Raw genomic sequence first — 14,691 nt, 5'->3', positions numbered from 1 at the left:
CGATAGTTACAGGATTCTTGTTCCTCACGCTTCAGCGTGAGACTGCATTTCCCGACGCTCCGCTTCGCAATGTGCGCTGAGCATGGGTACGAGCGCCCACTCGATTCAGACCCGCCTCCCGACAGACGCGAATTGCCACTACCCCTCCGCTCTGCCACAATCGCGAATGATTCTCTTTAGTTAGAACTTTCTCATCGAGGCCATTCGTGTCGTCAGTCCCAAGCACTCATAGCGAGATCGTTGGTGCGCTGTATCGCGATCATCGCGGTTGGCTGCTGGCCTGGCTCAGACGCAATGTCGCCTGCCCGCAACGTGCTCAGGATTTGAGTCAGGACACGTTTGTGCGCTTGCTGGGGCGCCATGAATTGCTCACGCCCAGAGAACCGCGTGCTTTCCTGGCAACCGTCGCCAAAGGCTTGATGTTCGATCACTTCCGACGCGCTGCGCTGGAGCAGGCCTATCTTGGGGAGTTGATGCAGGTGCCCGAGGCCGAGCAGCCCTCTCCGGAAGAGCAAATGCTGATTCTGGAAGACCTCAAGGCGATCGACAGCATGCTCGGCACACTGTCCAGCAAGGCGCGGGCAGCCTTTCTGTACAGTCGCCTCGACGGCATGAGTCACGCTGAGATTGCCGAGAGGCTGGGCGTTTCGGTCTCGCGCGTCAGGCAATACCTGGCTCAGGCCATGCGTCAGTGCTACGTGGCACTTTACGGTGAGCCGACGTGAACGCCAGACCGGTCTCTGCCCGCGTGCTCGATGCGGCCATCCAGTGGCAACTGAACATGGACAGCAACGACGGCAATGACGCCGAACTGGCGCGCTGGCTGGCTGCCGATGAAGAGCATGCCCGGGCCTGGAGCCAGTTGGGCATGGTCAATCAGCGCTTTGCTTTGCCCGCAGGTCCGGCACGCAAGGCATTGCAACAGTCACCGGGAGCCCTGCGACACAGTTTGCGCAAGCTCGGTGGCGGTCTGGCCGGGGTGTTCATGGCCTTGGGTCTGGCATTGTTCGTCGGCGACCGCTATCTGCCGATAGATTACTGGCTTGCCGACCAGCGCACCGCCACCGGTGAACAGCGTGACGTGCGTTTGGCGGACAACACCCTGATTCGCCTCAACACCCACAGCGCAATCGATGTGCGCTTCGATGCGCAGCAACGTCGGGTCATTCTGCAGGACGGTGAAATACTGGTGCAGACCGGCGATCATGACGACCCGCGGCCCTTCATCGTCGAGACGGCGGATGGAAAGATGCGCGCTCTGGGAACGCGTTTTCTGGTCCGGCGCGAGTCCGATGGAACACGGCTCAGCGTGTTGCAATCGGCGGTCGTCGCCCACCCGCGCAATGCTTCCGGTGAACAGGTTCTGCGCGAGGGCCAACAGGTGCTGCTGACCCGCAACGGACTTGGCCCGTTGCTTGGCATGCCTTCCGGTGTCGACGCCTGGACGCGCGGCATGCTGGTGGTGGACAACGCGCGGCTGGCGGACATGCTCGCTGAACTGGGGCGTTACCGGGCAGGACATCTGGGCGTCGACCCGAAGGTGGCTGATCTGCGGGTTACCGGTACCTTCCCGTTGAAAGACACTGACCTGGCGCTCAGGGCGCTGCTGCCGACCTTGCCTGTGCAGATAGAACAGCACACGGCGTGGTGGGTGTCCGTGCTGCCCAGGGATCAACAGCCCGGTAATCCTCCGGCAAAACTCTGAAACATACCCGTTCATGCAGACAGCGGATCGCCCTGACACTTTTTTGGTTTCGAGCGGCTTAGTCTTACAAGTCATTTCGGGGACGCGCTTAGCGTTGCGTCTCTTCGTCTGTGGATAAACCATGAAAAGCCAAACCGTGCGCCGCTGGTCCATCGTGCATACCTGGAGCAGCCTGATTTGCACCCTGTTCCTGTTGATGCTGGCTGTCACCGGCCTGCCGCTGATCTTTCATCATGAAATCGATCATCTGCTCGGCGACGCTCCGCATTACCGGGAGATGCCTGCCGACACACCACGCCTGGATCTGGAGCAACTGGCCAGGGCAGCCGAAGCGCATCGCCCCGGTGAGGTGATGCAGTATTTCGGCTGGGACGACGAAGACCCCAATGGCGTAATGGCAATCACCGCTGCAACCGCCGGCACCGAGCCCAACTCCTCGCACACCTTCGCCCTCGATGCGCGCACCGGTGAGGCGCTGGAGATGCCTTCTGCCAACGGCGGCTTCATGATGGTCATGCTGCGCCTGCATGTAGACATGTACGCCAACCTGCCCGGCAAATTGCTGCTGGCGTTCATGGGCTTGCTGTTTGTGGTGGCGATCGTTTCCGGGACCGTGTTGTATGCGCCGTTCATGCGCAAGCTGGAGTTCGGCCAGGTGCGGGTCAATAAATCCAGGCGTACGCGTTGGCTGGACCTGCACAACCTGATCGGCGTAGTGACATTGACCTGGGCGCTGGTGGTCGGCGTGACGGGGGTCATCAGCGCCTGTGCCGATCTGCTGATTGCCTCCTGGCGCAATGATGCGCTGGCGACGATGATCGCCCCTTACAAGGACGCGCCGCCATTGACCCAGCGCGCCCCGGCGACTCGATTGCTGGAAATTGCCGAATCCGCTGCGCCCGGCATGCAGGCCGATTTCATCGCTTTCCCCGGCACGCGCTTCTCCAGCGAGCATCATTACGCGGTGTTCCTCAAAGGCAATACACACCTGACTGCGCACCTCGCCACACCGGTGCTGATCGACGCGCAGACCCTGCAAGTCACCGCCGTGGTCGAACGTCCCTGGTATATGGACGCTCTGGGCATGTCGCAACCTTTGCATTTCGGTGATTACGGCGGCATGCCGATGAAGATTCTCTGGGCAGTGCTGGACGTGCTGACCATCATCGTACTCGGCAGCGGCGTCTACCTGTGGTGGGTGAGGCGTCGTGCCGCGCGCTCGGTGAGCATGGTTCGGGCCCAGGTGGCGCAATGAGTTCCAGGCCATCGCGATTCTGGAGGACCTTTGCGATACCCGCCGTGATAGCGCTGCTTATCGGCGTCGGCTTGTTCGCCGCGCTGCTGGGCGATGGCTGGTGGGATACGCTGGCGTGGCTGGGCATGGGGACGGCTGCCCTGTTGAGCATCAAGGGCTTGCTGGTGCGGCGCGGCTGATTGAAACGCTGATTGCAGACGCGTCACAGGCTGACTAGTCTAGGATCCTGTCTCATTCGAGGAATACCCATGTCAGCGCCCACGATGACGTTGTACTTCAACGCGGCTTCACCCTTCGCCCGCAAGGTGATGGTGATGCTGCATGAAACCGCTCAGCTCGATCGCGTCGAGTTGCAGACCACAGTGCTGACACCGGTCAGCCCGTCTGCCGAGCTCAATGAAGACAACCCGGCCGGTAAACTTCCCGCGCTAAGGCTGGCTGACGGCAACGTCATTCATGACAGCCGGGTGATTCTTGATTATCTCGACCACCAGCACGTGGGCCTGCCACTGATCCCCCGGGAAGGCTCGGCACGCTGGAGGCGCCTGACCCTGGCTTCGCTGGCCGATGCGGTGTTGGATGCAGCGGTAATGATCCGCTACGAAACTGCCTTGCGTCCGCAGGAAAAACACTGGAACCAGTGGCTGGACAACCAGCAGCAGAAGATTGAGCGCTCGCTGCATTACTTCGAAAGCGACGCGGTCACCGAGCTCAGCACGTCCTTCGATGTCGCATCGATCAGCGTCGCCGCTGCACTTGGATATCTGGATTTCCGCCAGCCGGATCTGAACTGGCGCAGCACTTATCCGCGACTGGCCGCCTGGTATCTTGACGTCAGTCAACGCCCGTCGATGATCGCGACCCAGCCGCCGGTCTGAGTCAATCTGCGTCGCGACTCACGCTCATAACGGCCTACCCACGCGGAGCATGGGCACGATGGTGTTCTTGCGGGCGGCTATCGTTCCTCACGCTCCAGCGTGGGAATGCCGTGTGTGACGCTCTGCGTCACAGATCTGCGCCGCGCGGGAATGCCGTGTGTGACGCTCTGCGTCACAGATCTGCGCCGCGCCGCACATTCCGGATAGGACGCGGAGCGTCCAGAAATGCATACCCACGCGGAGCATGGGCACGATAGTTACAAGGTGATCGTTCCTCACGCTCCAGCGTGGGAATGCCGTGGGTGACGCTCTGCGTCACAGATCTGCGCCGCGCCGCACATCCCGGATCGGGCGCGGAGCGTCACACGATACTGAGGACTGTGGACAACCTCAGCAATCAGGCTCGTCAGCGGTATAACGGCGGGCCGGGTTGACCGCGGCGTCGAACTCACGCAATGCCTTGGCACCGATCAACAGCGGGAAGTTGAAGTGGCTGCGGTCCACCAGGTTGACCTCGACCGTACGCTTCTTGTCGCCCAGACACAGTTCCAGGTCAACGACAGGGCGCTTGGCGGGGTTGATGCTTTCGTCATCGTCGTCGTCACCTTCGGCGCGTCCCTTGATCTTGCTGATCCGCGAGACCTTGTGCTCATACACCTTGTCGTCCGCACCCTTGGTTGCCAGGCGGAAACGTACCCAGTCATCACCATCGCGTTTGAACAACTCGATGTCCTTTGCCGACAGCGAGGCGGTCAGTGCGCCGGTGTCCATCTTGGCCTTGAAGGTCTGGCCTATTTCCGCAACCTTAATGTTCTCGTAGCGACCATACAACGTCGGTTCAGCGGCCATGACCGGCAGGGCCAGCAAAGACAATAGCGCCAGGATCGGTTTCACGTGAGAGGTTCCTCGCAATAGTCAGCGCCTGATTGGCGCCCGTTTTTAGACAGCGAACCTGCAGTAGGTTCGTCAGGATGAATATGACGTCAGCATAAAGGCCGAGACGTGAAACATTTGTAAGCACCTGTGTAATTGGCGTAAAACGCGTGGGTCTTTATTATTGCCGCCCCTGAACCTTCAAGAGTCCGTCATGCGCCGTCTGTTCACCGGCTGTTTTGTTGCCCTGCTGTTACTGATCAATACGCTGGTGCTTATCGGTCCGCTATTGATTTTTGCGCTGCTCAAACTGCTGTTCAGAGGCCGTATGCGCGATCGCTGTTCGGCTGCGGTGATGTGGATCGCCGAAACTTGGGCCGAGATCGACAAGGTCATCTTCGCCACCTGCATACCGACGCAGTGGGACATCCGTGGCGATGAAGGGCTGCGCGGTGACACGTCCTACCTGGTTATCAGCAATCACCAGTCGTGGGTGGATATCCCCGCGCTGGTCCAGGCACTCAACCGGCGCACGCCGTTCTTCAAGTTCTTCCTGAAAAAAGAGTTGATCTGGGTACCGTTGCTGGGCCTCGCGTGGTGGGGGCTGGACTACCCCTTCATGAAGCGCTACAGCAAGGCGTTCCTGGCGAAACATCCGCAGCTCAAGGGCAAGGACCTGGAAATCACCAAGGCCGCGTGTGAACTGTTCAAGCGCCAGCCGGTGACCATCGTCAACTACCTGGAAGGCACGCGCTTCACCACGGCCAAACATGCGGCCCAGGGCTCGCCTTATACCCATCTGCTCAAGCCCAAGGCCGGCGGCGTTGCCTTCGTGCTGGCGGCAATGGGCGAGCAACTCGATGCCATCCTGGACGTGACGGTCGTGTATCCCGATTCAGGCATTCCCGGTTTCTGGGACATGCTCTGCGGCCGGGTTTCCAACGTGATCGTCGACATCCGAACCCGCGAGCTGGACCCGGCGCTGTGGCAGGGCGATTACGAAAACGATCCTGCATTTCGCGAGAAAGTGCAGGGTTGGGTCAATCAGCTCTGGGACGAAAAGGATGCGCGTATTGCGGCGTTGCGGCTGGAGTTGCCTGGGCACTGACAGTTCTGACAGGTAGACGAGGCGAAACGGGCGGATGAAACTGGCCTTTAATGTTGCCGGAATCCGCTCTCATGTCATTGCCCCATGTTTCGCCGATCGGCCTATACCGTTACGACGCACTGAACCGACTGGCAAGCATCGCCCCTGCGGGGCAGGAGGTCGTCAGGCGTTTCTATCGAAACAACCGCCTGACCACAGCAATACAGGGCACTTCCCACCATTCTGTCGTTCAGGCAGAGGGTCTTTTACTGGCGTTGCGCCGTGTGGAATCTGATCAGGTCCTGTTCGATCTGCTTGCGACAGATCAAGCCAACTCGGTGCTGCACAGCCTTGATGCCATGCGCAATCAGGCGTTTGTCTACAGCCCTTATGGCCTGCGATCCCTGCAAACATCCGCACTGAGCGTACCTGGTTTTACAGGGCAGACGATTGATCCGATCACTGGATATTACTTGCTGGGCAATGGACTTCGCGCATTCAACCTGACGCTGATGCGCTTTAACAGCCCGGATACGCTGAGCCCGTTTGGTGAGGGCAGGATAAATGGTTATGCCTACTGTGGAGGAAACCCTGTCAATAATGTCGATCCGACGGGGCGAGTATTTAAGGTGGTTGTAGCAGTTTTCAGTACGCGTACGATAAAGTCTGTAAAGCTGATCAGCGAGCAATTTAACGACGTGATTGAAACAGCCCGCAAAGGGTTGATCCCTGCGGTTGGCTCATCGATGCCTCTGCAAGGCAGTAGAAAATGGCTTGATGACGCGCTTGAGCGATTCAATGACAGCCAGTCTTCCTTCATCAAAAACCTCCGTCAAGTGAATCGCCATTTTGCGACTCACGGAGACGGAAAGTTAAGTTTTAAGCAGGCCGAGTATTACGCGGGGCTGGCGTCGCAAGTGTATTCGGGGAAAAAAAGCGACCCGGCCGCCTTTGGGGCGGCTGCTATCAAATGGGCAAGGCAATTTCCTGAAGACCGCAGCACCGCCATGGTGGGTGTGGCCTTCAATTCAGCAGGTGCGTTGATCTCAGGCGCTGTGCAAAAAAAGCAGTACAAGACCGGAGATATATTGAGGAACGCTACACGTATAAGGTCCGCTTCAGCTCCCGGCACCCCATAACCCACTCAAACTCTGCAACGCCGAGCCACTGGCACCTTGCTGCCCCAAGTATTGCAGAATCAGCGGGGCAAACTGGCTGACCATCGTGCTGTCCATGCCCAACGCCTTGAAGGCGTTGTTCACATCACCCATGCTCTGCACGTTGCCCAGCGCGCTGTTGAGCATCGAGCTATTGCCCGACTTGCCGCCTAGCAGGCTGCCCAGCCCGTTGGCGCCGCCCAGACTTTCCAGTGCGGAAGTGCCGGACATTTGCTCCAGGCCCGGGACCGATTTGGCCAACTGCGAATAATCGGTGCTGGTCAGTTTGTTCTTCGCCAGCCCGAGCAGCGCACCTGTCCCGCCAACCGCCTGTTCCGGGGTGACATTGAGCTGCGTACCGAGAGTATTGAGCAGCCCCGCGACTTCGGGTGCCGCCGTGGCTTTCTGATTGCCATTGGTGGCATTGGAGACCGCGTTCGCGGCGTCATTCAGATTGAAGGCAAATGCAGGGCTTGCAGCCGCTGCCATCAACGTTGCCAAAGCCATTGCGCGTGCAGTTTTCATTGCGTCACCTTTATCGAGCTCGAACCGCCCGTGAGTGGGCGATGAAGCACAGGGTTTGACTGGAGGAACAGAAGCTTGTTCCCAGCGCGCGGTAGCGAACAACGGCAGAGCCTGTATTTGCCCGGTGTCTGGCCCGTGTCGTCCGAAAACATCTATGTATTACCTCGTTTTTCCGCGAAACAGCATGGTGTCGGTCATTTGGAATGCACGGAGCATCAGCAATGACCGATACCCACACCTCATCATTTCCTTCCATGCCAGTTGCCGGCCGGGAAAGGCTTCAGCACATGCTGGCAACCGAAGGCAGCGAGCAACTGGCCGCCATTCTGCAACGGCCGCGGCCTGAAGGTTTCACGCTACTGGACGAGATTCAGGTACTTGGGGCTGCCAGCGTGTTCGGGCGATGGGCCGACGATATCGAGCTCCTGAACACCCTGAAATCAGTGCTGTTCGACGATGAACTGAACGTGCTCAGGGACAGCGCAGAACGCGTTACCCGTTCCGTCGCTTCGCCAGCCTTGGAGGCAGGCCCCGAGCACGAACTGGCCAAGGCGGCGCTCGATATTGCGCAGAGTCATCAGCGCGAGTCACATTCGCCGAGCATCCGAATCGAGCGCATAGACCGCACGCGGGGCGATTACCGTAGGTTGCTGAACACGCTGCGGGCACGAATGCGCGACGTGAAGACCGGCACCTGTATGACCAACAGAGTATTCATGACCGTGGCCGACGACTCGCCGCTGTTTGCCGGCGTCACTTTTGGCGGTTCGATATTGCAGCGGTTCAAGGCGTTGCTCAGGGCTATCGCCAGCGCGGGTCCGGCTGGCGAGGTCGATGACGATCTGTTGCCCGGGGTACGCCGTAAAGACCTGCGCTACGTTCTTGATCTGGTCAACACGTCTCAGGTGGACTTCAGGCAGTCTTTCACCTGTGTGCTGCATGTCAGGATGAATGAAGGCAGGCCGGTTCACTCGCTGCGACTGCAGGGCATCTCCGAGGGACGGCAACCTGCGCACGCCACGCTGTCTGACCTGCACCTCCGATTTATCCGTTTCACCGACTGCCTGACCCGGTTGGTACCGCACCTTGAATCGGCAGATGCCAAGTGCATCCTGGCCATTCGCGACGATCAAACCGTCTCACTGCATGGTCTGCTCGATTACTACGGCGTCGACATTCCGCTGGCTGCCACCCGCGACCATCTGCTGCAGGCGATCACTGCGCTGTTGCCCGGAGAGCGCGAAGCCCATCCTGCGGGGATGGCACCCGCGTTGCCTTTTACCCTCGCCGAACAGCAGCGTTTCATGCTCGATACCTCGCAGGTCTACACCTTTCGGCAGCACAAGGTTCAGGCGCACGGCACTGACGACTACGGTGTCATCGACCTTGAGCTGAAGAAAGAGATGCAGTGGCATCTTGGTCGATGCCGCACCTTGCTGAACAGTTACCGGCATTTTGGCGCGTCGCTGCAAGACAACGAAAACGCGCTGCTGACAATGCTCCAGCAAACCGGTGGCATCACGCTGAAACTGGTCGTTTACGACAGCGATGGCCACCACGACATCTACCGCGAGCAGCACACCGTCAATCCCTGGCGCGCGAAGGACCTTGCGGAATACTTCGACGCGGCGCGCCAGGAACTGTCGTCTTACATGATCAACACCATTCGCTATGGCGAAGCCGAGGGGGCGATCAATATTGAGCGGCTGATCGTGGAAGTGATCGTGCCCAATCCTGTCCAGCGTCGTTATCCGCTGTCCGATATCGACATCGAAGCCTTCGATATCCGCAGCAAAGAACCTCCGTTTCTATACGTGGATCCCCTGGCGCTGGGTGCTTATGACGTCATCAGGTCACGGTTCGTGGAGTTGACCGATGAGTTGCGCGAGGCGCAATGGAACGTCGGCCACTCTGTCACGTTGCTGCGTGCGGTCCGTCACCTGCTGGCACATTACCAGGAGGACCTGCCGGCGTTGCCGCACGCGCAGCGTCAGGCGGCCTATACCCGGCGCTTGAATGATGCCGTCAACACCTACTACAGAGTGATTGCGCAGAACCTCGAGGACCAACAGCGCCTGCAAGTCGTTCTGCAGCCGACCCAGCCGGAATTCGTGGCGCGTGAGCTATGCCGTTATCTGGGGTTGAATGAAGCCTGCTGGCCGGTGATTGCACGGTCTTCGTTCGATATCAGTTATCGGGCCGGCTGGATCAATACCGGAACGTTTTTCCGGCACGAAGAGTCGGTCGGTTATCGAACCCTGCTGAGTGTGGTGTATGACGAAGACCTGCGCCGCGAGCTGGCGCTTGCCGACAATCGTGATGAACGGCTCGGGCAACTGGCTCAGGCGCTCGCCGTTAAAACACGTTACACGGCAAGTCTGGACGTGCTGCAAGCGAAGCTGACGGGTTTATTCGACGCGAACATTGCCTTCGTCAACAACGGCCACCTGCCTGCTCGACTGACCGCACCGCAGGCAGCGTTCAGGCTCGAGGCCGAGACCTACGCCATTCAGGCGACCGAAACCTATCGGATGCTGGAGGCCGAGCGGCTGGTGCTGGTATCCGGTACTGCCGCCGAGCGCCTGCAGATTCTGGAAGGGATTGCGCTGGCGGACAGTGACAGGCCGGTTCATTGCATCGAGTTATTGAGCGCCGACGAGAAGGTCCGGCTTGAAGCCAGTGCTCTGGCGTTCAGGCAGATGTTGAGCGCCCGAGCGAACGACGATGACATTCAGAACATGTCGACCAGCGCGCAGCATGTGCTGCAACTGGTGCATCAGGTCGGCGGACTGATTCCTGTGCTGGGCAACTTCATCAACCTGGGATTCGATATTTACGACGGCAATGATGACGGCATCGCGCTGGATGCACTCAACATCATTGCCGAGCTGGTGCTGTGCAAAATGCGCACGCTCCCTCCCAGAGTGGCGGGTGTGCTGATGCTGCAAGGCACCACTATCTGGACGATGAGCCAGCAGGTCCAGGCCCTCGGCGATTCGATCAAGGCCAACGACTACGAGGAGTCGGTGAAGAACTTCGGTTTTCTGCTGGTCGGTCTGCATTCGGCGCTGCATTGCGGCATATCGGCGGTGAAAGGGCTTCGGTCCGCGATACTGCGTTATCAACAGACCGTCAGCGAGCGCGCTGTTTCTGACCGCTCTGATCTGAACGAAACGGCCCGACACAGCGAGCACGGCGATGCCATCGAACGCGAAGCCGAGGGCGCACACCTCGCGCGGCGTCGCCTATCCACAAGCAGCTCCTATTGGCGGGTCTCGGAGGATGGGCAGATCTCCGAGCTGCCGACGGGCCGGAAGGTCACGAGCCTCGACTGGAATGGCAACGCGATGGTCGAAGGTGGCGCTCGGGCGGTACTGCTCGGTGGAATCAGCGAGAAGATCTACATGCTCAACGGCCATGCCTGCCGGACAGTCAGCGGACTGACAGGGCCGGAATTGCGACCTCTGCATGCGCTGGACCTCGAAGCAGGTCAATGGCGCAGGCACCCGCAGTCAACGGTCGACGCCCCGCAGCTTTCACGTTTTGCCCACACCGAGGATTTTCCGCTTGGCTTCAGCGGTCGCCCGGAGCGTTTTCTGACTCCCACCAACACAGTCAGCTGGTATGACAACTGCGTGGCGGCGCTTGAAACAGCTTCCGTGCGGGTCATCGACGCAGATGGCAGGGTAAGCCAGCAGAGCATGGCGCTTGGTGTGATCGAGCACAAATACGTCACCGAGCGTAATGGTCATGTCGAAGTACTCGAACATGCGGGCACCGATGTTGAGACGACCGCCTTCATTCGCGCCGACGGCAGCCGCATGGAAGTCGCCAGGGTGTTGCCTGCCATACCGGCCTACAAGCCTGAAATTCAGGCACAGATTGTCGCGGCTCAAGGCATGTTCGTGACCGTCCGAATAAGCGACACGCTGCAAGGTCTGGTCGGCAGCAAGACCGTGGCGGGTGTTCTGGCGACGCTCAGTAATGGCAGCGGACAGGAACTGGTGATCGAAGCGGATCGCGGCGTTCACTATCGCGGCACGCTGCCCATCGAGCACTTCCTGGCGCTGGCGCCGGGCGAGACGTTACACGACCAGCAGCCTGTTGCCCTGAGCCTTCAGAAAATCAGCCCGCACGCCGATCCCAAACGAGCGTTGCCTCAGCTGTGGCACGACCAGTCGGATTATCGCAACGGCATCGCCCATGATGACTTTGCGCTGGAGCTGTTCTATGGCGCGAAGGCGGCGAACGAAGCCTATGTGCGCAACCCTCAATGGGTCGCCAGGAACATCGATGCTGTGGCCAAAATCAAATCGCGGCTGCCCTCGTCCATTACCACAGTGGAAAATCCGTTTTATGTACTCGATACCCCTGAGGAACTGGCCATTCTTTTTGCTGCGCGCAACCAGGCGGCCTTGGCCAATACCTTGCTGGGCCATACCGTTGAATGGGGAGCGGCATCGAGATCCAGAGAGTTACGCCTGGGGGAAAATATCCTCAGACAGCTTCGTCTGAACGAGCCGCTTCTGGCTGCTCAGGAAAACATTCCGCCGCTCGCCAGCGAGCGGAGCGCCTTCGTCAGTCAGCTTAAGGAGAAGCTGGCCCGCAACAACCTGATGATGGCAGAAGTCAGCCTGAAGTCAGGGGGAAAATCCTGGTTCGCCCATTCGCCTGCCAGGCGTCTCGGCATGCTGGCGGGGCATCTGCACGACGAGTTTTACCTGAGTCATGCGGGGTCGATCATCGATCATATTGAAGCCTGTTTTACCGACCCGTCGAGAATTGAACGTATCGCCGTGCTGTCCCTTGATGACGTCCCGGAAGCCGATGCGCGACGCATTTTTCTCTCCTCGCAGCGCGGCTATACCTATGAGTCGGTCACCAGTCTGGAGCAGCCGGACGAGCATACACATCTGAGCGGTGCGCAATTGCAACTGCACATCGATAACGCCCTTTATCCCGAGCGGACCCGAGGTGTGGGGATTGCCAGCGCGATTGTCGACCTGACCGGTGCAGAAGCGCTCAGCAGCGGGCCAAAGCGTGGCAGTTACTCGATTGAGGGACGTGACTACATCAAGCTGGATAACGGCAGGATCTACCGCGCCGACTGGGATGAGCGCAACGGGGTGTTTCTGCTGGTACCACCGCAAGGCAGGTCGCGCGCCGAGACCCTGGCACTGCCCTGGGTGCGTCACATCGGCGGACATGAGTTCACGCTGATCAACCGTCCAGCGCTCAAGGGCGGCAATCTCATCGATCAGATGATCTGCAGCATCCGCACCCGGCGGCCGGCCGGTCGTTTGGCAACTCACGAGTCCCATTCCGCTCATGACACAGCGAGCGGAACGCTTCAGGTTCACCACGAAGACCTGCACATCATGAGCGACGACGTTCTGGTACCCGGCAAGCTTAATGTGCCATCGAGCCTGTTCCACTCCATCGCAGCGGATCGTGACGGTTACGTGAGGCTGGAAGCCAGGGCAGCGGTGCCTGAAAGCTGCATCTCCAGCACCGAGTTCCTGGTATCGAAATATGCCGGAGGGCAAGTCGCGTTCGATTACAAGGGCGAGAGCCTGGGTGATCCGGCTCCAGTGGTGCCCAATGTCGAGGTCGTCGCCAGGCAGGATGGTCAGTTGGTGAGCCTGAATATCACGACAACAGCGCTCGATGACTGGATAAATGCACGCGGCCACTCTGACTATTTTGTCGGCGAGCAGTCATTTCCCGAGATCGGCGAAGGTATCGGTTTCATCGAGCGAGGAGGGCTGGAAGGCAGCCCGTCATCGGACTACCCGTTTCATTTCATGTTCGTGGCGGGGAAAGTACTGGACCGGAACGGGCAGATTACCGGCGTGCTGGCCTCGGACTTGTCCGAGCCTGCACGTGAGCCTGATCAAAATGGAGTTACGCCGCAATTGCCCGCCAGACGGAACTGGAATCTGGGTCTTTTCCCTTCGATCGACAGCATGCGCGGGGTGCCGGAACCTGATAGCAATGCCTATGTGCAGGAGCATTACTACTCGGTATTGGTGAGGCCTGTGCGTCAGTAGGGCACGTCTCCAGCGTTTTTCGTCCCGCAGGCGGAACAGCCTAGTAGTTCTGCTAGCTGGGCGGAAACAGAGACTCAGCCCAGACTTGCTGCCATGGGTGACTTCAAAGGAGTGAAACCATGGCTTCGTCCGGGCAATCCGCGCTCTGTGTCTACCGCTACGATCCATTGGATCGCCTGGCCGATTGCGCGCCTGCGGGGCAGAGCAGCACTCGCCTTTTTTATCAGAAGACACATCTGGCTACGCAGGTTCAGGGGCAGGTCCAGCACACGCTTATGCGCACGGATGAGCATGTGCTTGCTTGCCTGAGTACAGAAAATAATCAGCGCGACGGCGCGTTGTTGGCGACGGATCAACAGCAGTCAGTGATTGCCGCTCAGGGGTTGGAGTTTGCCTACACGCCTTACGGACATCGTCATCCTTCAGGCCCCGCGAGCCTGCCGGGCTTTACCGGCCAGCGAGTTGACCCGGTGACGGGGCACTATTTGCTGGGGAATGGGTATCGGGCGTTTAACCCGGTGTTGATGAGGTTCAACAGCCCGGACAGTCTGAGCCCGTTTGGTGAGGGTGGGGTGAATGCGTATGGGTATTGTGGGGGGGATCCGGTTAATTGGGTTGATTTGACTGGACATATGTTTAATCTATCTAATTTTTTTAGGCGTCTCGTGCCAAGGGAGCGGCAAACAACAGTTTCAAATGGCTTGCGATCTGGGGAGCCTATCGTAAGTGTGATAGCTATTAGTGAGCCGCCGACCTATCAAGCTTCGCAGCAGGCCCAGTATAATAAGAATATTTATCACACAAAAGACACTCAGTACTCTGAGGCTTATGATCACGCGTATGAAAACTATAAGCGTCTTGAACGTAAAGTGGAGTTGGCAGATATGAAGGTCAGTAACAAGCTGGCGCGAGGCGAGGTACCTTCTTATTCCTTTATAGAGAAGCGAGATAAACTTAATAAGATTTTCGATGATGTTGAAGGTGTTGTATTTTCAGAGAAGTCCCCGCCGCCTAGCTATCACCTTGCTGAATCATTGCCATTTCCGTCCACTTCTAATCCGGTAGCCCAAGTTCGCAATATCCGCCGAGAACCATTAATCGGTTCTTGGCGTGATATCGATAGAACTTAATAATTAAGTATAAGGTTGATCGGTTGGATGA

Annotated in this window: 11 protein-coding genes; 9 read left to right on the top strand and 2 right to left on the bottom strand. The window is 58.8% G+C overall.

What is annotated here, in order from left to right; translation table 11 throughout:
* Window positions 1–206: 206 nt before the first annotated feature.
* The 5 genes from PI739_RS22505 to PI739_RS22485 all read left to right on the top strand — a co-directional run bounded on the left by PI739_RS22505 (window position 207) and on the right by PI739_RS22485 (window position 3,838).
* Window positions 207–725 carry an RNA polymerase sigma factor gene (locus PI739_RS22505; RefSeq protein WP_003372500.1) on the top strand — a complete coding sequence of 173 codons (519 nt, stop codon included), beginning with the start codon at window positions 207–209 and terminating at the stop codon, window positions 723–725.
* On the top strand, window positions 722–1,705 hold the full coding sequence (locus PI739_RS22500; RefSeq protein ID WP_003432542.1) for a FecR domain-containing protein: 984 nt from the start codon (window positions 722–724) through the stop codon (window positions 1,703–1,705). Before PI739_RS22505 ends, PI739_RS22500 begins: the two co-directional genes overlap by 4 nt.
* Before the next feature lie 121 nt (window positions 1,706–1,826).
* A complete protein-coding gene (locus PI739_RS22495; RefSeq protein WP_003432543.1) occupies window positions 1,827–2,960 on the top strand; it encodes a PepSY-associated TM helix domain-containing protein in 1,134 nt (377 codons plus the stop codon).
* Window positions 2,957–3,139 (top strand): hypothetical protein, encoded by a 183-nt coding sequence (locus tag PI739_RS22490; RefSeq protein WP_002555613.1) that lies wholly within the window; start codon window positions 2,957–2,959, stop codon window positions 3,137–3,139. Before PI739_RS22495 ends, PI739_RS22490 begins: the two co-directional genes overlap by 4 nt.
* Before the next feature lie 69 nt (window positions 3,140–3,208).
* Window positions 3,209–3,838, top strand: coding sequence for a glutathione S-transferase family protein (locus PI739_RS22485; RefSeq protein WP_024661874.1), 630 nt, complete (start codon window positions 3,209–3,211; stop codon window positions 3,836–3,838).
* Between the two features lie 390 nt (window positions 3,839–4,228).
* Here PI739_RS22485 and rloA2 read toward each other — a convergent pair whose 3' ends face one another.
* The gene (rloA2, locus tag PI739_RS22480; RefSeq protein ID WP_003432546.1) at window positions 4,229–4,732 is read right to left on the bottom strand and encodes a retropepsin-like aspartic peptidase RloA2; all 504 of its coding nucleotides are present in this window, start codon (window positions 4,730–4,732) and stop codon (window positions 4,229–4,231) included.
* A 193-nt stretch (window positions 4,733–4,925) separates the two neighbouring features.
* Here rloA2 and PI739_RS22475 point away from each other — a divergent pair, with 193 nt between their 5' ends.
* Together PI739_RS22475 and PI739_RS22470 are read left to right on the top strand one after the other, a co-directional pair.
* Entirely contained in the window at window positions 4,926–5,819 is an 894-nt protein-coding gene (locus PI739_RS22475) for a 1-acylglycerol-3-phosphate O-acyltransferase, YihG family (protein WP_003432549.1), read from the top strand.
* A gap of 71 nt (window positions 5,820–5,890) precedes the next feature.
* Window positions 5,891–6,937: an RHS repeat-associated core domain-containing protein gene (locus PI739_RS22470; protein WP_042931147.1), complete on the top strand. Its 1,047-nt coding sequence runs from the start codon at window positions 5,891–5,893 to the stop codon at window positions 6,935–6,937.
* Here PI739_RS22470 and PI739_RS22465 read toward each other — a convergent pair.
* Complete coding sequence (locus PI739_RS22465; protein ID WP_003372491.1) at window positions 6,917–7,480, bottom strand: DUF2780 domain-containing protein; 564 nt, start codon at window positions 7,478–7,480, stop codon at window positions 6,917–6,919. The genes PI739_RS22470 and PI739_RS22465 overlap by 21 nt on opposite strands.
* 221 nt (window positions 7,481–7,701) lie before the next feature.
* Here PI739_RS22465 and PI739_RS22460 point away from each other — a divergent pair, with 221 nt between their 5' ends.
* Both PI739_RS22460 and PI739_RS22455 read left to right on the top strand, forming a co-directional pair.
* Window positions 7,702–13,530, top strand: coding sequence for a hypothetical protein (locus PI739_RS22460; protein WP_054081723.1), 5,829 nt, complete (start codon window positions 7,702–7,704; stop codon window positions 13,528–13,530).
* A gap of 119 nt (window positions 13,531–13,649) precedes the next feature.
* Window positions 13,650–14,660 carry an RHS repeat-associated core domain-containing protein gene (locus tag PI739_RS22455; protein WP_054081722.1) on the top strand — a complete coding sequence of 337 codons (1,011 nt, stop codon included), beginning with the start codon at window positions 13,650–13,652 and terminating at the stop codon, window positions 14,658–14,660.
* The last annotated feature ends 31 nt before the right edge of the window (window positions 14,661–14,691 follow it).

This window comes from Pseudomonas cerasi (assembly GCF_027983475.1).
In the GTDB taxonomy this organism is placed as follows: Bacteria; Pseudomonadota; Gammaproteobacteria; order Pseudomonadales; family Pseudomonadaceae; genus Aquipseudomonas; species Aquipseudomonas cerasi.
The sequence above is the reverse complement of the archived record's forward strand: the minus strand, read 5'-3'. Positions and strand labels throughout refer to the sequence as shown.